General features: G+C 49.8%; 19 protein-coding genes. 13 read left to right on the top strand and 6 right to left on the bottom strand.

Translation table 11 applies throughout. From position 1 onward, the window contains the following. The first annotated feature begins 173 nt into the window (after positions 1-173). From ACO1PK_RS13775 to mnhG, 7 genes are read left to right on the top strand one after another with little or no spacing between them, the layout of a single operon-like run. Positions 174-2,015 carry an SLC13 family permease gene (locus ACO1PK_RS13775; protein WP_423186182.1) on the top strand — a complete coding sequence of 614 codons (1,842 nt, stop codon included), beginning with the start codon at positions 174-176 and terminating at the stop codon, positions 2,013-2,015. Between the two features lie 48 nt (positions 2,016-2,063). After that, positions 2,064-4,964 (top strand): monovalent cation/H+ antiporter subunit A, encoded by a 2,901-nt coding sequence (locus ACO1PK_RS13770; protein ID WP_423186181.1) that lies wholly within the window; start codon positions 2,064-2,066, stop codon positions 4,962-4,964. Then, the gene (locus ACO1PK_RS13765) at positions 4,964-5,314 is read left to right on the top strand and encodes a Na+/H+ antiporter subunit C (protein ID WP_423186180.1); all 351 of its coding nucleotides are present in this window, start codon (positions 4,964-4,966) and stop codon (positions 5,312-5,314) included. The genes ACO1PK_RS13770 and ACO1PK_RS13765 overlap by 1 nt, the downstream gene beginning before the upstream one ends. After that, complete coding sequence (locus tag ACO1PK_RS13760) at positions 5,311-6,903, top strand: monovalent cation/H+ antiporter subunit D (RefSeq protein WP_423186179.1); 1,593 nt, start codon at positions 5,311-5,313, stop codon at positions 6,901-6,903. Before ACO1PK_RS13765 ends, ACO1PK_RS13760 begins: the two co-directional genes overlap by 4 nt. Continuing rightward, on the top strand, positions 6,903-7,418 hold the full coding sequence (locus ACO1PK_RS13755; protein WP_423186178.1) for a Na+/H+ antiporter subunit E: 516 nt from the start codon (positions 6,903-6,905) through the stop codon (positions 7,416-7,418). The genes ACO1PK_RS13760 and ACO1PK_RS13755 overlap by 1 nt, the downstream gene beginning before the upstream one ends. Beyond that, a complete protein-coding gene (locus ACO1PK_RS13750; protein WP_423186177.1) occupies positions 7,415-7,693 on the top strand; it encodes a K+/H+ antiporter subunit F in 279 nt (92 codons plus the stop codon). Before ACO1PK_RS13755 ends, ACO1PK_RS13750 begins: the two co-directional genes overlap by 4 nt. Then, positions 7,690-8,061 carry a monovalent cation/H(+) antiporter subunit G gene (mnhG, locus tag ACO1PK_RS13745; RefSeq protein ID WP_423186176.1) on the top strand — a complete coding sequence of 124 codons (372 nt, stop codon included), beginning with the start codon at positions 7,690-7,692 and terminating at the stop codon, positions 8,059-8,061. Before ACO1PK_RS13750 ends, mnhG begins: the two co-directional genes overlap by 4 nt. Positions 8,062-8,091: 30 nt before the next feature. Here mnhG and ACO1PK_RS13740 read toward each other — a convergent pair whose 3' ends face one another. The 5 genes from ACO1PK_RS13740 to ACO1PK_RS13720 all read right to left on the bottom strand — a co-directional run bounded on the left by ACO1PK_RS13740 (position 8,092) and on the right by ACO1PK_RS13720 (position 14,432). Further along, complete coding sequence (locus ACO1PK_RS13740) at positions 8,092-9,156, bottom strand: sulfate/molybdate ABC transporter ATP-binding protein (RefSeq protein WP_423186175.1); 1,065 nt, start codon at positions 9,154-9,156, stop codon at positions 8,092-8,094. Positions 9,157-9,335: 179 nt separating this feature from the next. Then, a complete protein-coding gene (locus ACO1PK_RS13735; protein WP_423186174.1) occupies positions 9,336-11,423 on the bottom strand; it encodes a bifunctional metallophosphatase/5'-nucleotidase in 2,088 nt (695 codons plus the stop codon). 228 nt (positions 11,424-11,651) lie between these two features. Continuing rightward, entirely contained in the window at positions 11,652-12,068 is a 417-nt protein-coding gene (locus ACO1PK_RS13730; protein ID WP_423186173.1) for an HIT family protein, read from the bottom strand. A gap of 143 nt (positions 12,069-12,211) precedes the next feature. Next, on the bottom strand, positions 12,212-13,057 hold the full coding sequence (fghA, locus tag ACO1PK_RS13725; protein ID WP_423186172.1) for an S-formylglutathione hydrolase: 846 nt from the start codon (positions 13,055-13,057) through the stop codon (positions 12,212-12,214). A gap of 256 nt (positions 13,058-13,313) precedes the next feature. After that, positions 13,314-14,432, bottom strand: a complete 1,119-nt coding sequence (locus ACO1PK_RS13720) for an S-(hydroxymethyl)glutathione dehydrogenase/class III alcohol dehydrogenase (protein ID WP_423186171.1) — start codon at positions 14,430-14,432, stop codon at positions 13,314-13,316. Positions 14,433-14,894: 462 nt separating this feature from the next. Here ACO1PK_RS13720 and ACO1PK_RS13715 point away from each other — a divergent pair, with 462 nt between their 5' ends. The 6 genes from ACO1PK_RS13715 to ACO1PK_RS13690 all read left to right on the top strand — a co-directional run bounded on the left by ACO1PK_RS13715 (position 14,895) and on the right by ACO1PK_RS13690 (position 21,670). Further along, positions 14,895-15,776, top strand: a complete 882-nt coding sequence (locus ACO1PK_RS13715; protein ID WP_423186170.1) for a LysR family transcriptional regulator — start codon at positions 14,895-14,897, stop codon at positions 15,774-15,776. Positions 15,777-15,885: 109 nt separating this feature from the next. Next, positions 15,886-16,200, top strand: coding sequence for a YbjQ family protein (locus tag ACO1PK_RS13710; RefSeq protein WP_423186169.1), 315 nt, complete (start codon positions 15,886-15,888; stop codon positions 16,198-16,200). A gap of 3 nt (positions 16,201-16,203) precedes the next feature. Then, entirely contained in the window at positions 16,204-16,698 is a 495-nt protein-coding gene (locus ACO1PK_RS13705; protein ID WP_423186168.1) for a YbjQ family protein, read from the top strand. Between the two features lie 6 nt (positions 16,699-16,704). Then, on the top strand, positions 16,705-17,517 hold the full coding sequence (locus ACO1PK_RS13700) for a M48 family metallopeptidase (RefSeq protein ID WP_423186167.1): 813 nt from the start codon (positions 16,705-16,707) through the stop codon (positions 17,515-17,517). Next, the gene (locus ACO1PK_RS13695) at positions 17,514-18,584 is read left to right on the top strand and encodes an efflux RND transporter periplasmic adaptor subunit (protein WP_423186166.1); all 1,071 of its coding nucleotides are present in this window, start codon (positions 17,514-17,516) and stop codon (positions 18,582-18,584) included. The genes ACO1PK_RS13700 and ACO1PK_RS13695 overlap by 4 nt, the downstream gene beginning before the upstream one ends. Next, on the top strand, positions 18,581-21,670 hold the full coding sequence (locus ACO1PK_RS13690) for an efflux RND transporter permease subunit (protein ID WP_423186165.1): 3,090 nt from the start codon (positions 18,581-18,583) through the stop codon (positions 21,668-21,670). Before ACO1PK_RS13695 ends, ACO1PK_RS13690 begins: the two co-directional genes overlap by 4 nt. Here ACO1PK_RS13690 and ACO1PK_RS13685 read toward each other — a convergent pair. Then, on the bottom strand, positions 21,667-23,436 hold the full coding sequence (locus tag ACO1PK_RS13685; RefSeq protein ID WP_423186164.1) for a DUF7305 domain-containing protein: 1,770 nt from the start codon (positions 23,434-23,436) through the stop codon (positions 21,667-21,669). The two genes, ACO1PK_RS13690 and ACO1PK_RS13685, sit on opposite strands and share 4 nt — an antisense overlap. Positions 23,437-23,445: the final 9 nt, after the last annotated feature.

The following is a 23,445-nucleotide window of genomic DNA, read 5'->3' as shown; positions in this document are numbered from 1 at the left end:
CCCAGAGCCGCGTCAACAGCCTGCACCACGTAGTGCTGCTGCGCGGCTTGTTCTTTTATACACGCTGTATAAGCGCCTATATACGCGCACTTGGATAGCGCTGTATTCTTTTTCGCAGAAGCATTACACTGGATAACAGTAACTTAGCGCAGGTCACCCAAGGAACTTAGCTGATGACATCAGAATTATGGACAGTGCTAGTCTTACTACTCGGTGCCCTACTATGTTTTATGCTAAACAAACCCCGCGCCGATATGGTGGCGCTGGCATTATTAGTACTGTTTCCGCTGACGGGGCTGTTGTCGGTAACAGAAACCTTGGCCGGTTTTGGCAACCCCACCGTGATCTTGATTGCAGCGTTATTTGTGGTGGGCGATGCCTTAGTGCGTACCGGTGTGGTTTACCGCTTGGGTGACTGGTTAGTGAAAACCGCCGGTAATTCTGAAATTCGCCTGCTAATTTTGTTGATGAGCAGTGTCGCTTTATTAAGCTCAGTGATGAGCTCTACTGGGGTGGTGGCGGTCTTTATCCCGGTGGTGTTAAGTGTTGCCGCTCGCTTACAACTCGCGCCCGGCCGTTTAATGATGCCATTAGCCTTCTCAGCGCTGATTGGCGGTATGCTGACCTTAGTTGCTACCCCACCTAATATGGTGGTCAATGGCGAATTAATGCAAAGCGGTATGCCGAGTTTGCATTTTTTTAGTTTTACCCCGATAGGCCTGGTTATTCTGCTACTAGGAATTGGCTATATGCTGCTGGTGCGTCAGCAACTTGTCGCCAAGGAAGTGAGCAACCAACCGCGGCTGCAAAGATTAACCTTGGCAGATTTAGCCAAAGCCTATTGTTTAACCGACCGTGAAGTCCGCTTACAGGTCGCTGGGCATTCACCACTGGTCAATCAACCGCTAAATGCGCTAGCACTCCGTTCAGAATATGGCATTAATGTCGTCGCCGTGGAGCGGCCAGAAAAACTGCGCACCTTGTTATTGGTCGCTACCGGCCAAACCGTGATCCAACAAGGTGATATTTTACTGGTCGACTTAGCTGATCCCAACCTCAATGTGATGGACGCTTCTGCTATTCTAGGGCTGACGACCTTACCCCTGAGTAGCTCTTACTTCAGCTTACATGCTCACGAACTGGGGTTAGCGGAAGTCGCCTTTCCACCCGAATCGGCCTTAGTTGGAAAAAGCATTCAACAATTGGCCTTTCGTAGCCGCTACCGGCTTAATGTGCTGGGGATCCGGCGGCATGGACAAGCCCTTAGTCAAGTGTTCGTGGATGAGCAGCTGCAAGCAACCGATACGCTGTTAGTTGCCGGCAACTGGCAAGATATTCAACAACTGCATCAGCAAAACCGCGATTTTCTGGTGCTGAGTGTGCCGGCAGAAATCGATGAAATGACCCCTGCCGCCAAAAAAGCGCCCCATGCACTGGCCTGTGTTGCCTTGATGGTATTCTTGATGGTTACCAATCTGGTGCCCGCCGTCATTGCCGTATTGCTGACGTGTTTATTGCTGGGGGCTTGCCGTTGTATTGATTTAGCCAGCGCATACAAAGCCATTAGCTGGCCCAGTATTGTGTTAATTGTTGGTATGTTACCCTTTGCACAGGCGCTGCAACAAACTGGCGGTATTGATTTACTGGTCAGTCACTGGCTGGCCCTGATGGGGAGCGCCAGTATGCATGCCATTTTGGCCGCAGTATTTATTCTGACCACCTTGTTAAGTTTGTTTATCTCGAATACCGCCACGGCGGTACTCATGGCACCCGTGGCCATTGCTTTGGCCAACGCCTTTGCGGCTTCGCCCTATCCTTTTGCTATGATGGTTGCACTGGGCGCGTCGGCCGCCTTTATGACACCCGTCGCCTCACCGGTGAATACGCTGGTGTTAGCCCCCGGCCAATATAGGTTTGGTGATTTTTTAAAAATTGGTACGCCCTTTACCTTGATGGTATTAGTGGTTAGCGTGCTACTGGTGCCGTGGCTTTTTCCACTGTACCCCAATCAATAGGTAAATTTGCATTGCTGTAAAAAAGCTCAGCCGAACAAAAGGACATACATGCTGCTACTGTTTTTGATTATTCTGCCCTTCGTTGCTGCCGCACTGGCAGCCTGCATGCCTGCCCATGCCCGTAACCGCGAAGCCTGGTTTGCTGCTGCGATTGCGGTTTGTGGTTTATTGCTTACCTTATCTCAGTATGCGGTGATCAGTGAGGGCTTGGTGCTGCGCTATCAGCTGGCATGGTTACCGGCTTATGATCTCAATCTTATTTTTCGTATGGATGGGCTGGCTTGGCTGTTTACGTTACTGATTCAGGGGATTTTTTTACTTGTTGTTTTATACGCCCGTTATTACATGTCTCCCAAGGATCCGGTACCCCGCTTCTTTGCTTTTTTATTGGCCTTTATGGGGGCCATGCAAGGCGTGGTGCTGTCTGGCAACCTTATACAGCTGGTGATGTTTTGGGAGCTCACAAGTTTAACCTCCTTTTTATTAATTGGTTACTGGCATCATCGACCCGATGCCCGTCGTGGCGCACGGATGGCCTTTACCGTCACGTCGATGGGGGGCTTGTGCTTGCTAGTGGGCGTGTTATTACTGGGTCATATTGCTGGTAGCTATGACTTAGATCAGGTGCTCTTAGCCGGTGACACTATTCGAGCACATGCTTGGTATTTACCAACACTGCTGCTAATTGCGTTAGGCGCACTTAGCAAAAGTGCGCAATTTCCGTTTCATTTCTGGTTACCCCATGCCATGGCGGCACCCACCCCGGTTTCTGCGTATCTGCATTCCGCTACCATGGTCAAAGCCGGCATTTTCTTACTTATGCGGTTGTGGCCGGTGTTAGCAGGTACGCCAGAGTGGACCTGGATTATCGGCACGGCGGGTGTCTGCACTATGTTGATCGGCGCTTTCTTAGCGATTTTCCAGCACGATCTAAAGGGCTTATTAGCCTACTCTACGATTAGCCATTTAGGCTTAATTACCTGTTTACTCGGTATAGGGACACCGTTGGCAATGGTCGCGGCCATTTTCCATACGTTAAATCATGCCACTTTTAAAGCCTCGCTCTTTATGGCTGTCGGCATTATCGACCACGAAACCGGTACTCGCGATATGCGAAGCCTCAGTGGCTTACGCCGAGTGTTACCCTACACCGCCACCTTGGCAATTGTCGCCAGCGCGGCCATGGCCGGGGTGCCGCTGTTAAATGGCTTTATATCGAAAGAAATGTTTTTTGCCGAGGCGCTGCTAGTAGGTTCAGCATCCAATTGGTGGATGTCAGCCGCAGCCGTTGTCATGGGCATGTTTGGCGTGGCTTACTCCTTGCGCTTTATCCAAGTATTTTTTGGACCGCTGCAAAGCGGTGACAATGCAACGCCTCACGAGCCACCACGTTGGATGCGCTTTCCAGTAGAGCTGTTGGTACTGTGCTGTCTGGTCGTCGGTATATTACCTGAGTTCAGTGTCGGCCCGCTGTTAGCTGCAGCAGCACATTCGGTGCTTGGCGATACGCTCCCCGATTACAGCTTGTCGGTGTGGCATGGCCTCAACCTGCCCTTAGCAATGAGCATCTTAGCCTTTGTCGGGGGCATCGTATTTTATCGCTGGTTAGTCGCCAAGGCGAATTTACAGCAACGCGATAAGGTACCGCTACTACACCGCTTAAACGGCAAAGACGCTTATGAAGCGACTATGCTTTGGTTAGCCGCCAGTGCGGCACGGCTGGAGCGACTGTTCGGCACCCGCCGCTTACAACCGCAGCTGGTGCTGTTGATTATGGCGGGCCTATTCGCCATGCTGATACTACTGTGGCAGCTGAATACCTCGTCATTCCCCCTTCGCCTAACGCCGGTAAGTTGGCCTTTTGCGCTGCTTTGGCTGGTTGGCGCCAGTTGTGCTATCGCCGCAGCGTGGCAAGCAAAGTACCACCGCTTAGCCGCCCTAATCTTAGTAGGCGGCACCGGTATCGTCACCAGTTTAACCTTTTTATGGTTATCGGCGCCCGATCTGGCCTTAACGCAATTAATGGTGGAAACGGTGACGACCATTTTGTTGCTGCTGGGGCTACGTTGGTTACCGGCGCGGATCTCTGCCCGTAAACTGAATTGGGTCGCATCAACGCAAGATAAACTGCGGCGCTCGCGCGATATGCTGCTTGCCGTGGCTGCCGGTAGCGTGCTCGCAGTAGTCAGTTATATCATGTTGATTCAACCTGAGAATCAAACCATCAGTTTGTTTTTCTTGGACAATGCGCTACCGCTTGGTGGGGGCAGTAATGTCGTGAATGTGCTGTTGGTAGATTTTAGAAGCTTAGATACGCTGGGCGAAATCACCGTACTGAGCATAGTGGCACTGACCGTCTATGCACTGCTGCGGCGCTTTCGCCCCGCTGCCGAGAGCATGAAAATACCGCCGCAACAAAGCAACCCTATTGATCCTGCGTCGCAGCAACTGCCCAGCGAGCAAGTAAAAACGGGCTATTTACAGATCCCCGCAGTCTATATTCGGCTGTTACTGCCCGTCATTATGCTAGTGGCGATTTACTTTTTTATGCGTGGCCATAATTTACCCGGTGGCGGTTTTATTGCTGGCTTAATTTTCTCTGTGGCACTGATTATTCAATATATTCTTGCGGGTACCGCCTGGGTGGAAGCGCGCCTAAAACTGCATCCCCATGCGTGGATCAGTATTGGGCTTGGCTTATCCACCTTGACGGGTATGGCAGCCTGGATCTTTGGTTACCCCTTCCTTACGACCCATACCGCCCATGTCAGCTTACCGCTGTTGGGTGAGTTACACCTACCCAGCGCTTTCGTGTTTGATTTAGGGGTCTTTGCGGTCGTAGTCGGTACCACGATGTTAATCTTAATGGCGCTGGCTCACCAAGCGGTGCGTAGTCACCGGATCCCAGGCCAAAGTAATGAATATCGCTCACCACAGGAGCCTAAATAATGGAACTGATTCTGTCTCTCGCTATAGGCATTTTGTTTGGTTCAGGCGTATGGCTGGTATTACGCCCGCGCAGTTTTCAGGTGATCACCGGGTTATTACTGCTCTCCTATGCGGTTAACCTGTTTATTTTTATCACCGGCAGAATCAATCTGAATCAACCCCCGCTCACCTTGGCTGAACATGCCAATATGGCCGTGCAGTATGCAGATCCGCTACCACAAAGTTTAGTGCTCACCGCTATCGTGATTGGCTTTGCGACAACGGCGTTATATTTAGTGGTACTGCTGGGCTCTCGAGGGCTAACGGGCACGGATCACGTTGATGGTAAAGAGCGAGATAACGACGAATGAATCCGCTATTTACTGAGTTATTAATGCTGCCGATTTTACTGCCGTTGCTTACGGCAGGGCTGCTCGCCTTAATCAATGAGCGGCATCACCAAGCCAAGTTTGTGATTAACCAGATCAGCTGCCTGTTATTGCTGCTGTTAGCGCTCGGATTACTCTGGCTCACCGATGGCCCAGCCACCGGCAATGATATTCTGGTGTTTCTGGCTGCCAACTGGGCTGCGCCTTTTGGCATAGTGCTAGTCGGTGATCGGCTAGCCAGCTTATTCCTGTTATTAACGGCCATCCTCGCCAACTGCGCACTGATTTTTTCTTATCAGCGCTGGGCCAGACTAGGGGTGCATTTCCATACCTTGTTTCAATTTCTGCTGCTTGGCATCAATGGCGCGGTACTGACTGGCGATTTGTTTAATTTATTTGTGTTTTTTGAGGTGATGTTGGCCGCCTCGTACGGCTTATTACTGCACGGTTATAACATTCATCGGATCCGTGCAGGCATGCAATATATCGTGGTGAATTTAGTGGCGTCGGTGTTTTTCTTATTGGGAATCGCCTTAGTTTATGCGGCGACTGGCACGCTTAACTTTGCCGATATCGCACTGAAAATTCCTGATCTTGCGGAAACACAACGGCAAATGCTACATACGGCGAGCGCCATTTTAGCCGTCGCCTTTTTAACCAAAAGCGCAATGTGGCCTTTGGGTTTTTGGTTACCCACAACCTATGCCGCGGCGGCACCGCCTGTCACCGCCATGTTGGTGTTACTCACGAAGGTTGGGGTGTACGTTATTCTACGCTTAAGTTTCTTATTCTTTGGCGAAGCAGCTGGCGCATCGGCAGATTTTGGGCAGAGCCTGTTGCTTGTTGGCGGACTGCTGACCTTAAGTTTCGGTGCACTGGGTTTACTGGCGAGTCAGGATTCCGGCCGAATCGCCAGTTACAGTGCGGTGATCTCTTCCGGCACCTTATTGGCACTAATAGGCTATGGCGAAGCCGCTATTTTAAGCGCGCTGCTATTTTATTTACTCAGCTCAACACTGGCTGTCGCGGCCTTTGTGCTATTAACCGAATTAATTGAACGTATCTATACCCCGGCCGACAGCGTGTTTGCGCTTAGTATGGAGTTTTTTGCCCCTGAAGACGAACAGCGTGAATCTGCTGGCGTGGCCATCCCTGGAGCCATGGCGTTTTTAGGTCTGGCGTTTGCTGCTTGTGCCCTTATTATGGCGGGCTTGCCACCGCTGTCTGGCTTTATTGCCAAATTCAGTATCCTGCATCAGCTATTACACAGTCGGCAGGATCTGGGCAGCTGGGTTTTGCTGATTTTACTTATCTTAGCGGGTTTAACCGCCATCATCTCGCTGATGCGGTTTGGGGTACGCAGTTTCTGGACTGCGCAAGCAGCACAGAGCCCGCGCTTAAAAATCAGTGAGGCCAGTCCTGTCTTATGTTTATTGTTGCTAGCGATTAGCATGGCCGTGCTGGCCGGCCCCTTGTTTGGCTTGCTTGATCGCGTTGCCGATGATTTGCTGCAAACAGAGCGCTATATCCATCAGGTGCTCGAGGCAGCCCCCGTAAGAAGGAGCGAATAATGCCTAAAAACTGGTTAGCTCGGCTAGTCCCTTCGCCGCTATTATCCTTATTTTTACTGCTGCTTTGGCTCTTACTGAATCAAAGCCTCGCCCCAGCCCAGATCCTATTGGGTAGCTTGCTCGCATTGATTTTGCCCAAAGCGACGTTACGCTTGCGCCCTAACCAGGTGCGTTTTGCAAAACCCAAAGTGTTTTTTAAGCTCATTGCTTGGTCTTCACTGGAGATCCTGCGGTCCAGTCTCAATGTCAGCCGCTTAATTTTAAGGCGCAACTCGCAACCGCCAAATGCCCAGTTTATTAAAGTACCGCTGGACTTAAGAGATAGCACTGGACTGGCGGTGTTATCCTGTTTAATTAACTTAACGCCCGGTACAGTCTGGATTGAAATTTTACCCGAGACACATGAATTATCTTTGCATGTGTTTGACTTGCAGGATACGCAATGGTGGATAGATACCATCAAACAACGCTACGAGCAGCCACTGCGTGAAATTTTTGAACAGGAGCCAACATGAGAGCCTTATTAGAATTCACCCTCGCTTTTTCACAGCTCTGTTTGTTAGTGGCAATGCTGTGCTGTGCCGTTCGTTTACTGCGTGGCCCGACAGCGCAAGATCGCGTACTCGCCTTAGACACCTTATGGATGGTGGTGATGCTTTTTACCTTAGTGTTGGGGATCAGTTTTGCCAGCCAAGTCTACTTTGAGTTGGCGATGTTAATTGCCCTAACCGGTTTTGTGTCGACTATCGCGCTGGCTAAGTTTTTAATGCGCGGAGAAATTATCGAATGAGCCAACTACCTGAGCATATTCCGCTATGGCTGGGGATCCCCATGCTACTGCTGCTGTTAACCGGTAGCGTAGTTACGCTAATTGGCGCACTCGGCTTATATCGGCTACCGCATTTTTATCAGCGAATTCATGGCCCGGCGATTATCATTACCCTGGGTACCGGCTGTATTCTACTGGCTTCTATGTTGTTTTTTAGTGGTTTGGCACAAAGGCCGGTGCTGCATGAGCTACTGATCACAATCTTTGTGTTATTAACCGCCCCTATCAGCGCTATGCTGATTATGCGAGCGGCCGTGTATCGGGATTTGCGCAATAGCCATAAACAGGCTGCGGCGAAAACCTCGCAAAAGCGCGATGCGCAAGACTAGTCCAAGACCACAGTGAGTATAAGGAGAAGATTAGATCCCTTCTCCTAAAAATACTTTGCTATAACGCGGTAAGATAAAAGCGGTATCACCCTGTTTTAGGTTGAGCAGCTTAAACTGCTCTTTGGCTAATTCAATATGAATCAGCTGCTGATCGCTTTCGGCGACCACTTCCAAGCGCACCGCCGGGCCGACAATGGTCACTAAATCTAATTTGACTTTAATGCTATCGGGCTGCGGCAGGTTAAATACATCAATTTCATGCGGCCTTACATAGGCCAAACCGGCTTGCTCTTCGCTATTGGTATATTCTGGTGAGGGCACATTCAGCTTACCAATGCTGCTCTGACCTTGTTTTACCCGAGCATGGAACAGGTTTACATTGCCTAAGAATTCGTACACAAACGGATTGGCCGGGTTGTCATACACCTGCTCAGGGGTGCCATCTTGCTCAATTCGACCTTTATTCATCACCACTATTCTGTCGGCCACTTCCAGCGCTTCTTCCTGATCGTGCGTCACAAACACGCTGGTCACATGAATTTCATCATGCAGGCGGCGCAACCAGCGGCGTAGCTCGGCGCGAACCTTGGCATCAAGCGCACCAAAGGGCTCATCTAATAACAGCATTTTCGGCTCTACCGCTAAGGCGCGAGCTAAAGCGATTCGTTGGCGCTGACCACCAGAGAGCTGCGCAGGGTAACGGTCTGCCGTCCAGCCTAGCTGCACTAACTCCAGCAGGTTATTCACCTTTTTGGCAATTTCGGCTTTGGATGGACGGAATTTCTTCGGCTTAACCGTTAAACCATAGGCGACATTTTCAAACACCGTCATATGTTTGAACAAGGCATAATGCTGAAATACAAAGCCGACGCCGCGCTCTGACACATGCTGGCCGGTAATATCTTCGTTATTAAAGCGAATAATGCCGCTATCGGCTTGCTCCAACCCAGCGATAATACGCAGCAAGGTGGTTTTACCTGAACCAGATGGCCCTAATAACGCCGTTAGCTCACCGGTTTTAATGGCTAAGTTCACGTTATCTAGCGCGACAAAACTGCCAAAGGTTTTATTAACGTTTTCTATTGCGATGCTCATAACAGCCTCAGTATGGTTATGCTGCTAGCATAACGTCATTACTATAAGCTACAAAGCTGGAATCGCTATCGCTTATAACCAGTAAGAATAAGCAGCCTGATTGGTTGCGCCCTAACTGGTATGACCGGTACCGGAGACCTGTGGATAAACTGGTCGGGCCGGTACCGGAGACGTGTGGATTAATTGCGGTAGAGGGTAACAGTAGGTGTTCGCGCTCGATGCCAGAGCTCGGGGTTAGCCCGCAAGTATTCAATCATCGCTTGGGCAGCGGTTTTGCAGTCGGCACCGTCATTGCCGCAGGGCAGCGCCTCTTTGGCATACTCGACCTGAAACGCCGTTTGGCCTTTAGCATCGCTACTGGCCAGCACCCGCTTCACGGCATAGGCTTTTGGCTGACCGTTCAGCAAAATAAGATCCTGCCGATCGGTGCTGTGTTGCTGTACCTGTTGGAGCCGCTGCCAGCCATCATTGCCATTCGCCAGATAGTTCGTGGTGGCTAAGCGATATTGCTGCTCAGGCACTATCGCCTGCCAGTTACCCTCACGTAGCATCGCTACCTCAGTTAACTGTAAACTGCCATCAAGGCGTTCGGTAGCGGTATAACGTAAATGGCTGCTATAAGGAAATTTACCGGCATGGGCACCTTCTGGCAAGGTAGCCGCAATGGTTGCTTCCAGCAATGCCAACACATCAGCGCCCGTTACGGTCAGCACACTTAATGGCGCATCAAAGGGTAAAACTTCAAGGCGAATATGCCCTTCATAAATAGCGCCGGCTTCAATACTACTGCGAATATTACCGGCACCGATTAAGCTAAAATCGACCGGCCCCGCAAGTAACGGCTGCACCTGAGCCGAATTAAGCCAGTTGTACATCGCATCAGCTATATGCCCTGCTAAAACCGATCCGTGCTGGTCGCTGCCGCCCGTGCCAGGTAAACGCACATGCGGAATCGTTTGCTCGGTGCTGCTAATTTGTTCGCCATAAGCCTGTTGTAATGCCGGTAAGTACACTTCATCAATCACTTGGCGCAGCGTCGTATCTTCTTCCGTAATACGGGTATTGGGCAGGCTTTGCAAATAGGCTAAGGTGGCTGTCAAACTATTCCCACTGAGCTGACTATCCGCTTGACGCAGTGCATTGCCAAACAGCGCTTTGCTCGCCAACAAGGTGTTCTTACCCTGACACTCGCTAACCTGTCCCTGTTTGTCAAACTTCACCGTAAGCGCACCTACCGCTTGCGCAAATTGCCCAGCTTGCACCACACAAGTGAATTGTTGGCCGTCTGGGTTAGTCACTCTTTCAGCATAAGGGCCCTGCAAGCCAAGATGCCACTGCCGAAAATCCCCCAATAAGGTATGGGAATGGCCCCCTACTATCACATCAATACCATTAACAGCTGCCGCTAAACGCAAATCACGTTGATTACCAAGGTGTGTAAGCGCCACAATATGCTGAATACCTTGTTGCGTTAAATAATCCACGGTACGCTGTGCGGCAGTTATCTCACGTTCAAACACCAAAGCGCCGGTGGAGGGCACCATAGCACGCATATCTTCTAACGCTAAGCCAAATACCGCTATACGCACGGGTACAGCCGCAGACGAGGTTAACAGCGCTTGCCGCTGACTACTAGGCATCTGCTGCTCAGCTTGCTGCGCGGCTAACCATTGCTGCTCGGGTACCCACTGATTATCGTTAAGCACAAAGATTTGATACGGTTTCAAGTTTTTGACCTGTGCCAACAATGGCTCAGCGCTTTTATCCACATTGGCCGCCAGTAAGGGAAAATTAATCTCTTCGGCAAAATTAGCCAGCTTGGCTAAACCTATATCAAATTCATGATTACCCAGCGCCATCGCATCAAGCTGCATGCGGTTTAAAATATCGATATTAATTTTTTGTTCAAACAATTCAAAATAGGCACTGCCCTTAAACGCATCCCCGCCGTGCAAAAATAGACTGGGTAAACCGGCAGCCGCGGCGTTTTCGCGTAAGCGCCGAGCTTCGGTTAACAAACGCGGATGGCCACCAATAAAGGTATACACTGGCTGCCCCGAAGCGGCGTTGAATTTAGCGGGCGAGGGATCAAACTGCGAGTGAGTATCATTGATATGAATAATTTTTAACTGCAAGCCTGCGCTGGGCAGCGCGGCCTGAGTCAGTTCCGGCTCAGAAACACGGTCTGATTGTGCAGAGTTTGGTAAGCTACAAGCGACTAAAACGCTAGTGAAACTTAGGGCGAAAAGAGTACGACAAAGGTTCATTTAACTTCCTAAAGCAAGGCAAACACCTGAGTAAGCGTGCCTGTTAGCAAGCAATCTGCCAACAATCAGGTATTTGCCACTGTTCAATAAAATTTAGAGATCCGCGCCCACAGTTTATCGAAAAAATCCGAAAAAACCCATTAATCGACACGAAGTGGCGTAGATGGGTAGTTCACTTCAAGTAGAACTTCAAGTAGAACTTCAAGTGGATAAGGCACAAATTGGCGGTTAAGCCAGCACGGCTGCCAAGGCCTCGGCTAATGCTTTGATTTCGGCCATATCGCCTTGCTCAGCACCATGCGCTTTTAAGGTACGTAAATGCGCGGGGATCAGATGAAAATGTAGATGTGGCACCGTTTGCCCGGCTTCAGTACCATTTAGCTGCATAAGCACCACACCGGTTGCGCCTAGCACCTGCTTTTGTGCCGCCATCACTTTTTGTACGGTACTCAACAAAGGCGTTGCATACTCTAGCGGGAGATCCGCTAAGGTTTCAGCAGGATATTTGGGGATCACCAAAGCATGACCCGCAGCCTGCGGCATAATATCCATAAAGGCTAGCGTATGCTGATCTTCATAAAGCTTAAAACAAGGCAACTCACCGCGCAAAATCTTCGCAAATACATTCTCATTGTTATAACTCATCGCTCGCTCCCCCTCTCCATTGCAATAACCAAAATTATGCCATTAAAAAGGGGTCAGAGCTAATTTCCTTGTAAAAAGGGGTCAGAGCTAATTTCCTACGGAAATTAGCTCTGACCCCTTTTTATAGACCCCTTTTTATAAGGTTAAAGGTGCTTGGCGTGAAAGCGTAGGTGGGCTTCGATAAAGCTGGCGATAAAGTAGTAGCTGTGATCATAGCCTTCATGCAGCCGGATCTCTGCGGCTACGCCGGCGCTATTTGCGGCATTAACTAATGCCTCAGTCTGTAGCTGCGCGGGGTAAAAATTATCGGCAAGGCCCTGATCAACTAAAATAGGCAGCGTACTGCCTTTTTCCGCTAACAGCACCGAGGCATCATACTGCTGCCAAGTGCGTTGGTCTTCGCCCAAATAACCGCTAAAGGCTTTAATACCCCAAGCGCAATTTATCGGATTACAAATCGGCGAGAACGCCGAAATGCTGCTGTAACACTCAGGGTTACGTAAGCCAATCACCAAAGCGCCATGGCCACCCATCGAATGGCCGCTAATCGCTTTTTTGCCAGATAACGGCAGTTCCGCGTCTAACAAAGCCGGTAACTCGCTCACAATATAATCATACATCTGATAATGCTCAGCAAACGGCGGTTCGGTGGCATTAACATAAAAACCGGCACCTAGGCCAAAGTCATAAGCACCATTAGCATCATCCGGCACCCCATCACCGCGCGGGCTGGTATCAGGCATAATTAACGCCAAGCCAAGCTCGGCGGCCACACGCTGCGCGCCGGCTTTGCTGGAAAAGTTTTCATCAGTGCAAGTTAAGCCTGATAACCAATATAATGCAGGCACTTTACCCGCTTCGGCCTGCGGCGGTAAAAACACCGAAAATTGCATCTGGCAGTTAAGCACCGCCGAATGGTGGCTAAACCGAATTTGTTTGCCACCAAAGCACAGCTGCTCGCTGACTTTGGTTAACGCTGACGTTGTCATAGCTATTCCTATTTAAAAAACTGAGCACTCAGCATACGTTTTGCCACAGAGAAACGCTGGCTGTTATCAAGCAGTAATGTCTTTACCTAACGCACAGCGCTTGCCAACTTAGCTAATGCATGCTTTTTGATTGACGAATACAGCGCAAAATTGACAGACAGCGTTGATATAACAGGCCAAAACGAAGCTGTAGCACCGCTCTGGCCGCTCAGGTTCAAATCACTGCATGCCCACTACATGCTAAGGCTAGGCGAGCTTAAAAGTGAATCACCGTACGAATAGACTTACCCTCATGCATTAAATCAAAGGCTTTATTAATATCCTCTAACGGCATGGTATGGGTAATAAAGGTATCCAGCTCGAATTCACCATTTAAATAGCGTTCTACATAATCAGGCAACTCGCTACGGCCTTTTACGCCACCAAAGGCCGTACCGCGCCATACTCGACCTGTTACCAGCTGAAATGGCCGCGTGGAAATTTCTTGGCCCGCACCGGCTACACCGATAATAACCGACTCGCCCCAACCTTTATGGCAGCACTCTAAGGCAGAGCGCATCACATTCACGTTACCAATACACTCAAAGGAGAAATCGACGCCGCCATCGGTCATCTCGACGATCACATCCTGAATAGGTTTATCGAAGTTTTTCGGATTAATCACATCGGTGGCACCGAGTTTTTTGGCAATATCAAATTTTGCTTCATTGATATCAATAGCAATAATCCGGCTGGCTTTGGCCATTACCGCGCCAATAATAGCCGATAAACCAATACCGCCTAACCCAAACACGGCAACGGTATCGCCCTCTTTCACTTTGGCGGTATTCATCACCGCGCCCATGCCGGTAGTCACGCCACAGCCAAGCAAACATACTTTTTCCAATGGCGCTTCTTTGTTGATTTTTGCCAGCGAAATCTCTGGTAATACGGTGTACTCAGAAAAGGTCGAGGTACCCATATAGTGGTAAATTGGCTGACCGTCTTTCGAGAAACGGGTGGTGCCATCGGGCATTAAGCCTTTGCCCTGCGTAGCACGAATGGCCTGACACAGATTGGTCTTGCCCGATAAACAAAACTTACATTTACCACACTCTGGGGTATACAGCGGAATCACATGATCGCCCACGGCGACCGACGTTACGCCCTCACCCACTGCTTCCACAATACCACCACCTTCGTGGCCTAAAATGGCTGGGAAAATGCCTTCCGGATCTTCACCTGAAAGCGTAAAAGCATCGGTATGACACACACCGGTGGCAACAATTTTTACTAACACTTCGCCCTTTTGGGGTGGCATTAGATCCACTTCTTCAATCGATAAGGGCTGGCCTGGGCCCCAAGCCACAGCGGCGCGGGTTTTGATCATTTGCATCTTGTTATCCTTGTTAGCGTAATCGCCTGCATTGTTGTGCACTAGGGCGTGTTGACGTTTGCTGGTTGTTTTTGCAGCTGAGTGGCTGGTATTTATACAAGGCAGAGCTTGTGATGTGTAGTTATTCTACATGAACAAGCGATAACGCAGTAGAAATGCCAGCCACACGCTGCCCGGAGGGTTCATCTGGCGGCGCTTTGCTCTTTGTCACTCGTCGTTTATTTAGAATAACTAAACCGCACTCCTCGTTTCGCGATCAAAACGCCGCCAGAAGAACAAAATCTAACCAGCAAACGTCAACACGCCCTAAGTGTAACCTGCTTTTTATCTTTTCCATATCGATATGAATAAAGCTAAAATACAAATCAGTTTTTCATTAATGCAATAATACTAAACAAACAAGGCGCGCCGTGAGCTTTACGCTGAGCTTGCTGTAAGCGTTTTCACCCCAAAGGGCTAAATATGAAACAATGGACCGGCATTAGCGAATTTGTCGCCGTCGCTGAACAACAAAGTTTTACCAAAGCGGCCAAGCAGCTCGCCATGTCGGTTGCACAAGTCAGCCGCAATATTGCTGAGCTGGAAGCCACACTGGCCATTAAGCTGCTATATCGCAGTACCCGTAGCGTTAGCCTTACCGAAGAAGGCAAATTATACTTACAACACTGCCGGCATCTGGTCAGTAGTTTAGAAGAGGCCAATCGCACTCTGGCGAATTTATCAGCCACGCCGCGTGGTTTAATTAAGCTCACCGCGCCGGTGTATTATGGTGAAACGCATCTCGCGCCCCTGCTGCATCAATTTTTATTGCAATACCCCGATACCGAATTAGAAGTGCAACTGACAAACGATAAACTCGACCTGGTTCAAGGTGGCTTTGATCTGGCGATTCGGCTTGGCAACCTTGAAGACTCCAGTCTTATTGCCCGCAAACTGGCTAGCCGTACCCAATATCTCGTAGCTTCGCCGGCGTATTTAGCGAAATACGGCACACCGCAAAGCTTAGAACAATTAGGCAAACAACAATGTCTTACCGGCACACTCGGCATTTGGCGTTTTATGCAGCAACAAAAACCCATCACCTACCGGCCGCAAGGTCGCTTGGTCTGCAATAGCGGTGTAGCCCTGCGCGACGCTGCTTTACAAGGCTTAGGGTTGGTGCAACTGCCAGACTACTATGTGGCAGAATACCTCACCGATGGAAGGCTGATCTCAGTGCTAGATCATTTGCGCCAACCAGATGAAGGCATTTGGGCGCTATACCCACAAAACCGGCATTTATCCGCTAAAGTGCGGCGACTGGTGGATTTTTTAGCTGCAGCATTGCAAGCGCAGCCGCAATAACATCTCTGCTTACACTTTTTTACGCTTTAAGATTGTACCAAGTCAGCACTTTTGCCTATGATGGCAAAATATATTTTTAGTTATTTTTAAGCACAGCAAAGGATCTCGCATGTTTATGACCAATACCGAAACCGTCCCAGGCAAACAGATTATGGACTGCTATGGCGTCGTCTCTGGCAGCACGGTTCGCGCCAAGCACGTTGGCCGCGATATTATGGCCGGCATTAAAAATGTGTTTGGTGGTGAGCTACGTGGCTATACTGAACTTCTAAACGAATCGCGGGATGAAGCTATCCAGCGGATGCAAGCGCAAGCCCGCGAGCTGGGCGCCAATGCCATTGTCAATGTACGGTTTTCTACCTCCTCCGTGGCTGCCGGTGCGGCCGAAATTTATGTTTATGGTACTGCCGTGCGTGTGGAGTAAAGCATGATCCCTTTTATTAGCTTTTTCACCCTGCTATTACTGGGCTATTTCTTTGGCAAATGGGCCGAAAAACGCCATTTTCAAAGTATCAATGCGCGCGAACAACAATGGGTAAAGCTTGCCAACAGCAACAACCGTGATTTATTGATCCCGATGCAACACATCAGCAAAGCTGAACTGGTCTGTGGCAGTGTGGTGATTTCCATTGATTACTTTAAACGGCTGCTAGCCACCTTACGTGCCATCGTCGGCGGGCCTGTCGCCAGTTACGAAACCTTGTTAGATCGAGCCAGACGTGAAGCCATTTTACGGATGAAAGAACAGTGCCCCGAAGCGGTACAAATTATTAATATTCGTATCGAAACCTCAAGCATCCACAATGCTGCAGGTAATGGTATTGGCTCTGTCGAATTACTGGCTTATGGTACAGCGATTTATGGTACAGCCGCTGATTCTGCAGCTCTGGCCAGTGCTTCGGCTAACCCAGCGACAGCCTAACCGCTTATGCCCTATCAACCACGCTTACCCACAACCAACCATAATATCGGCCGGCAGCGGCCGTTACAGGATCTGGTGCTAATTGGCGGCGGTTTACTCGCCATCTTGTTTTTAGTGTATTGGTTACTCGGCTTTGTCATTGATAAAGCCATCCAACATGTCTCGCCCGACTTGGAACAGCAATGGTTTGGCCGGTTTGCTACCGCACCGACAGCCAGCCCAGCACAACAGACTCTGCAACAACTCACCAATCAGCTACAGCAATGTAGCAGCGTGCCCTATCCGGTGACCGTACATTATGTCGATGCCGACATTGCAAACGCGGGTGTGTTACCGAGCGGCACTATGCTAGTTTATCGAGGCTTAATCCAAAAACTAGACAGTGAAAATGCGCTGGCTTTTGTGTTAGCGCATGAACTGGCTCATTTACAACATCGCGACCATTTACGCGGCATGGGGAGAGCCCTTGTGTTAGCCGTCATAACCAGTACCCTCACCGGCAGCACTGGTGCAGGCCAGTTATTTTTACCGGCAACCGAACTTGGCATGGCGCAACATTCACAGCAACGCGAGTTAGCCGCAGATACCGCCGCGCTCGATATTTTGGCCTGTCATTACGGCCATATCGGCGGTGCCGAAGTGTTTTTTACCCAGATGCAGCAACAGGAAAGCCGTATTCTGCCTACTTGGTTTGATAGCCATCCGCAACTTACGCTGCGCCTTGCTGCCTTAGAGCAGCACCGCCAAGCACAGGGTTTGCTTCTCGGCCCTGTTACACCAATGCCAGCCGCCCTAGCCAGCAAAATGGAATCACCATGATCAAAAAACTTTCGCCGTCTGTTATCGCTGTGCTGCTAGCACTGACTCTGCTGTTGTGGCTATTGCTAGGCACACAGTATCAAACACAAACCGAAGCGCCTGCCGCAGCCCCTGTTAGTCCTACCAGCGACTTTAGCGTAAAAACGCGCCTGAGTTTAGCGCAAGCCTTTCAGCCAAGCCTAAAACTGCAAGGCCAGTTACAGGCTTGGCACAGTATTGAGTTGCAAGCACAAACCTCTGGCCGCATTGCGCGCTTAGTGCGCGATCAAGGCGCACAAGTTCAGGCCGGTGATGTACTACTGGAAATGAGCGACGAGGGGCGTAGCGCGCGTTTAGCACAAGCGCAAGCGCTGTTGACCTTGCGGCAAACCGAGCTGAAAAGTGCATTAGCACTAAAAAAGCAGCAATTTGTTGGCGATACCGAATTAACTCGGCTGCAAAGTGAACTGCGTAATGCTGAAGTCAGCCTAAGCGAAGCACAACTGGCCATTAGCCATAGCAAACCCAGCGCGCCGTTTAGCGGCATTCTGGCCAGACGCTTAGTAGAACCGGGTAGCGTTATTCAAAGCAGTACGCCGTTATTTCACTTGGTGGATATCAGCCGCCTGCGCGCCACCGCCCAAGTACCGCAACAGCAAGTTACCGCGCTCGCTCTTGGCCAACAGGTCCAGATTACGCTACTCGATGGTCGCCTGCTCCAAGGCGAGCTCAGTTTTATTAGCCCTGCCGCCGACAGCAGTAGCCGCAGCTATTATATTGAAGCCACAGTAAATAATCCCGAGCTACTGCCACTGGCTGGCGTAAGCGCTACCCTAGAGATCAGCTTAGCCTCGCAGCCAGCGCATGCATTATCTCCCGCCTTATTAAAATTAGATCAGCAGGGACGCCTTGGCGTCTATACCGTAGAACAAGATCAGGTGGCGTTTTATCCAGTACAGCTGCTACGGGCCGATAACCAACAGGCTTGGGTCACCGGGCTGCCAGATCAGGTTAACTTAATCACCTTGGGGGCCGGTTTTGTGGCGGTAGGTCAGTCGGTGCAAGTGCAAACGGAGAGCACGCCATGAGAGCCCTGATTGCGGCGGCCATTGATCGCAGCCGTGCCAGTATCATGTTGCTGTTGTTCTTATTTATTGCCGGCATTAGTGCCTACTTGGTGATCCCGAAAGAAGCCAACCCCGATGTCGCTATTCCCATGATGTATGTGTCGATGTCGCTCGATGGTATTAGCCCAGAAGATGGCGAGCGTTTACTGGTGCGGCCAATGGAGCATGAACTGCGCTCACTCGAAGGTATTAAAAAAATGACCTCCACCGCCAGCGAAGGCCATGCCTCGGTGATGTTGGAGTTTGATGCCGGTTTTAACGCAGATAAAGCACTGGCCGATGTGCGGGTTAAAGTCGACGCGGCGCGTTCCAAACTGCCTGCCGAAGCCAAAGAGCCCACAGTGAATGAAATTAACGTCGGGCTCTTCCCAGTGCTCTCTGTCGGCTTATCCGGCCCGGTGCCAGAATCTACGCTAGTTGCCATTGCTCGGCAGCTTAAAGAACAGATAGAAGCCATCCCAGAAGTACTCGAAGTCGATATTGGTGGCGATCGAGAAGATGTGCTGGAAATTATTGTCGATCCGCAAGTGCTACAAAGCTATGGTTTGGATTATCAAAAACTGTTTAGTCTAGTGTCGAATAATAATCGCTTGGTTGCCGCAGGCAGTTTAGATACCGGAACGGGACGCATGGCCATCAAAGTGCCCGGCATTATTGAAGATCTAACCGATGTGCTATCCATTCCCATCAAGGTCAGTGGCGATACCGTTATTACCTTTGCCGATGTGGCCACGGTCAATGCCAGCTTTAAAGATCCGCAAGGCTTTGCCCGCATCAATGGCCAACCTGCTGTAGTACTGGAAATCAAAAAGCGCAGCGGCGCGAATATTATTTCCACTATCGAGCAAACCAAAAGCTTGCTTGAACAAGCCTCGGTGCAGTTTCCGGCGGGAATGCAAATTAACTACATTATGGATCAGTCAAAAGAAGTAAAAAACATGCTGTCTGATCTACTGAATAACGTGTTAACTGCAGTGGTGTTAGTGCTGATTTTGATCTTGGCGACCATGGGCATGCGCTCTGCCATCTTGGTGGGTATTACCATCCCCGGCGCGTTTTTTGCCGGGATCTTAATGATTTGGTTACTCGGCTTTACCCTAAATATCATTGTGTTGTTCTCGCTGATTTTAGTGGCAGGTATGCTGGTGGATGGCGCCATTGTGGTCAGTGAGCTGGCCGATCGAAATGTGCAAGAAGGCCAAGATCAAAAAACCGCTTGGCTCAATGCCGCCGACCGCATGGCGTGGCCAATTATCGCCTCCACCTGCACCACGCTGGCCGTGTTTGTACCCTTATTATTTTGGCCTGGCATGGTCGGCCAATTTATGAAGTATCTGCCTGCTACAGTGATCCTCTGTTTACTGGCATCGCTGTTAATGGCGTTAGTCTTTTTACCGGTGATGGGCAGTTTAGGCAAAAATCGCGCGCTTGCGGCACAAACGCCCTCCCAGCGCCAAACCACTGCAGCAGGGCCTAGTCGGATTACCTTGGCTTATAGCAGGCTATTACATGCTTTGTTGCATCGTCCGGCCTTAACCTTAGGGGGGGCGCTTGGCGGAGTGATTCTGGTGTATTTCGCCTATGGTAAATTTAACCATGGCTTAGAATTTTTCCCCGCGGTAGAGCCGGAATCGGCGCAGGTCTGGGTTCGCGCCCGTGGCGATCTTTCAATCTACGAAAAAGACGCGATTTTACAACAAGTGGAGCAGCGTTTACTGCATTTACCGGAAGTAAAAGCACTCTATGCCCGCAGTATGGCAGCGGCCAGTGGCGAGTTAACCGCCGATGTGATTGGTACTTTACAGTTCCAGTTTATCGACTGGCATCAACGCCGACCCGCCAGCGCTATTCTGGAAGATATGCGGCAACGCACAGCGGATCTGCCGGGCGTGGTACTGGCTTTTCGCCAGCAACAAGAAGGGCCTGCCGCAGGTAAGCCGATAGAGCTGCAAATTAGCGCCCAAGATCCGGCATTAACCGAGCAAGCAGTAAATACTCTCCTGGCACAAATGGCCAAGATGGACGGTTTTATCGAGATTGAAGACGATCGCAGCTTACCGGGTATCGAATGGCGCTTAGAGGTTGACCGCGCTGCAGCGGCGCGCTTTGGTGCTGATGTGTTGACAGTAGGCAATGCCGTGCAATTAGTCAGTAATGGCTTGTTATTAGCGAAGTTTCGCCCGGTTTATGCCAGCGATGAAGTGGATATACGAGTACGCTTTCCGGAAAGTTGGCGCTCGCTCAGCCAGTTAGAACGCCTTACAGTGGAAACCCTAAGAGGTCAGATCCCACTGAGTAATTTTGTCACCTTACAACCCGCTGAGAAAACCAGTGTTATCCGCCGCATTGACGGTAACCGTGCGGTGACAATTAAAAGCGATTTAGCCCCCGGCTTTCAAGTAGCCGAGCGCTTAGCCGCCTTAAAAAACAGTGGCAGCAAGCTGCCGGAGGGTGTGATGCTGAAAACGGCCGGCGAAGACGCTGATCAACAAGAAGCCATGGTGTTTTTATTGATCGCCTTTGCCATTGCTATCTTTTTAATGCTGATGATTTTACTGGTACAGTTTAATAGCTGGTATCAAACGCTATTGATCCTGTCGGCCATAGTGCTCTCTACTGCCGGTGTGTTATTGGGCTTGCTAATCACCGCTCAGCCCTTTGGCATTGTGATGGTGGGCATGGGCATTATCGGCTTGGCCGGTATTGTAGTGAATAACAATATCGTGCTTATCGATACCTATAACCAACTGAAAGCGCAGGGACTTAGCAGCATAGAGGCGGCATTGCAAACCGGTACGCTGCGCTTACGCCCAGTTTTACTGACATCGGTCACCACCGTTCTGGGTTTACTGCCCATGGTGCTGGCGATTAATGTCAATTTACTGGAACCCAGCCTAGGCTTTGGCGCACCGTCCACCATGTGGTGGACCCAATTATCCAGTGCCATTGCCGGCGGTCTAACCTTTGCCACCTTTTTAACTTTGTTCTTAACCCCTGCCCTGTTGGTATTGGGTGACCAACAGCGCAAAGGCCGCGCTAACGGTTAAAAACCACCAAAAGAGAGACGAGGTGGGCGATTAGCTGGGCCAGTGTTATCGCCTGGACTCACCGTTTTTAGCGCTTGGTCATAACGGATAAAACCGGCACCATCAATACTTAAGGTTTTACCAATCGCCGAACCACTAAAACTATTACCCGCACTGACTTTAATATGGCTTGCTGGTGCATAAATGGCGGCGTACAGCCCAGAGCTGGCGCCTGATAGCAAAATACCATTATCAGTCGCATTCTGACTTTGGTAGTTTGAATAAATTGCTAATACTGGCTTGCCTCTGACTAACCCTTCTGGTGTGCTTGAGCCGCCTTCAGCTGTCCGAAAACGGCCAGAGCCTTTAATTTCAATTTTACCTTCGGTTATGATAGTTAACGTGCTGTTCGGTTTGATAACAAACTGCGCATCATCACGTAAACTCATACCTTGCTTTAAAAACAGCCTCACATCACCTTCGATAAAAACCACCGCATCACTGCCGATATCTAAACCACCAAGAAAAAAGGTCGGCGTTTTATCATTACCGAAAGTAAATGGCTGGGCTGCTAACGCAAAGCCGCTGTCGGCATTATCTGTAAAATAGGCATTACCTGTACTGCCATTAAATTCATATTTTCGTTTATTCCAAGCTTGATTCACTCGAAAACGCTCATTGGGGACGTTAGGAATAGCGGCATTTTGGAATAAAGAGGGTAAATTTAGCGGATCACAAAGGCGATTAAACTCGGCATGACTGCTATCAGTTTCGTTATTTGGCAGTAATTCGACAGCTTCTACAGTTAAGGCTGGATTTCGGGTACCAAAATTATGTTGGGTAGTACCGCCATAAAAAATCTGCGATTTATTTTTAAAACCATTACCATCGGCTATCCATTTTTCAATAGTAATATTGCCTTGCACCAACACAGCATTAGTCACATTAGGCGCATTAGTCACTCGCAAATTACCTTTGGTTTTAATGCCATTACCAATAGTCGCGCCGTTCTCAATTAATATGTTGCCATTCGCGCGCACTTCTCCACGAATAGTCAGGGTATTGGCTATGGTTAGTTCACGAAAAGCATGCACATCCCCCGTTATTATTGCACCCGCATTAGCCAGTCTAATATTACCATTCGCGCGCACACTGCCCGTCACATGAGCCGAGCCGTTCATGGTAATATCGCCACGCACCTGCACGTTACCATTAATCGGCGATGCTCCAGTTAGGGTCAAGCTAGAATTGGCATTGACGGTTCGCACATCGGCTCCGGTTGGTACCGCATTAGGATCCCGTGAATCATAGCTTTGAATGGCTCCACTGCCGCCTAGATTCACACTATCACAGCCGGTAAGCGCAAACTCAAAAGGCGTAATAGGGGTTGAGGTTATCCCAGGAATAAAGCGCAGTTTGGCTGCTTGCCGGCTCACGCTGTCATGTTGAAAGCCGCCTTTGCCAGTAAGCAATAACTGATCGCTCAGCAACTGTACCGATTCAATATGATTATTTCGTATTGTGTCTTTAGCATCATTAACCGCTATTGCCGCAATATCGGCAGCAGTGGCAGTGGGGTTATCACGAATATATTGATTCATTCGATGAAAACTATCGAACAACGCCTGCTCTGCCTGTTGTTGTGCGTTAAGGTTTTTCTGAAAATTTCCGCTAATTCGGTTTTGTGTCACAGCAGTATGCAAAGCACCGAAAGCCACCGTAGCAGCGAGCGTGCTTAACATTAACACCGACACCATAGACATCCCTTGTTGCGATTTTAACAACATGCTTTGCTC

The organism is Alishewanella sp. d11, from assembly GCF_049390205.1.
Classification (GTDB): Bacteria; Pseudomonadota; Gammaproteobacteria; order Enterobacterales; family Alteromonadaceae; genus Alishewanella.
This window is presented reverse-complemented; position numbering and strand designations above follow the sequence as displayed.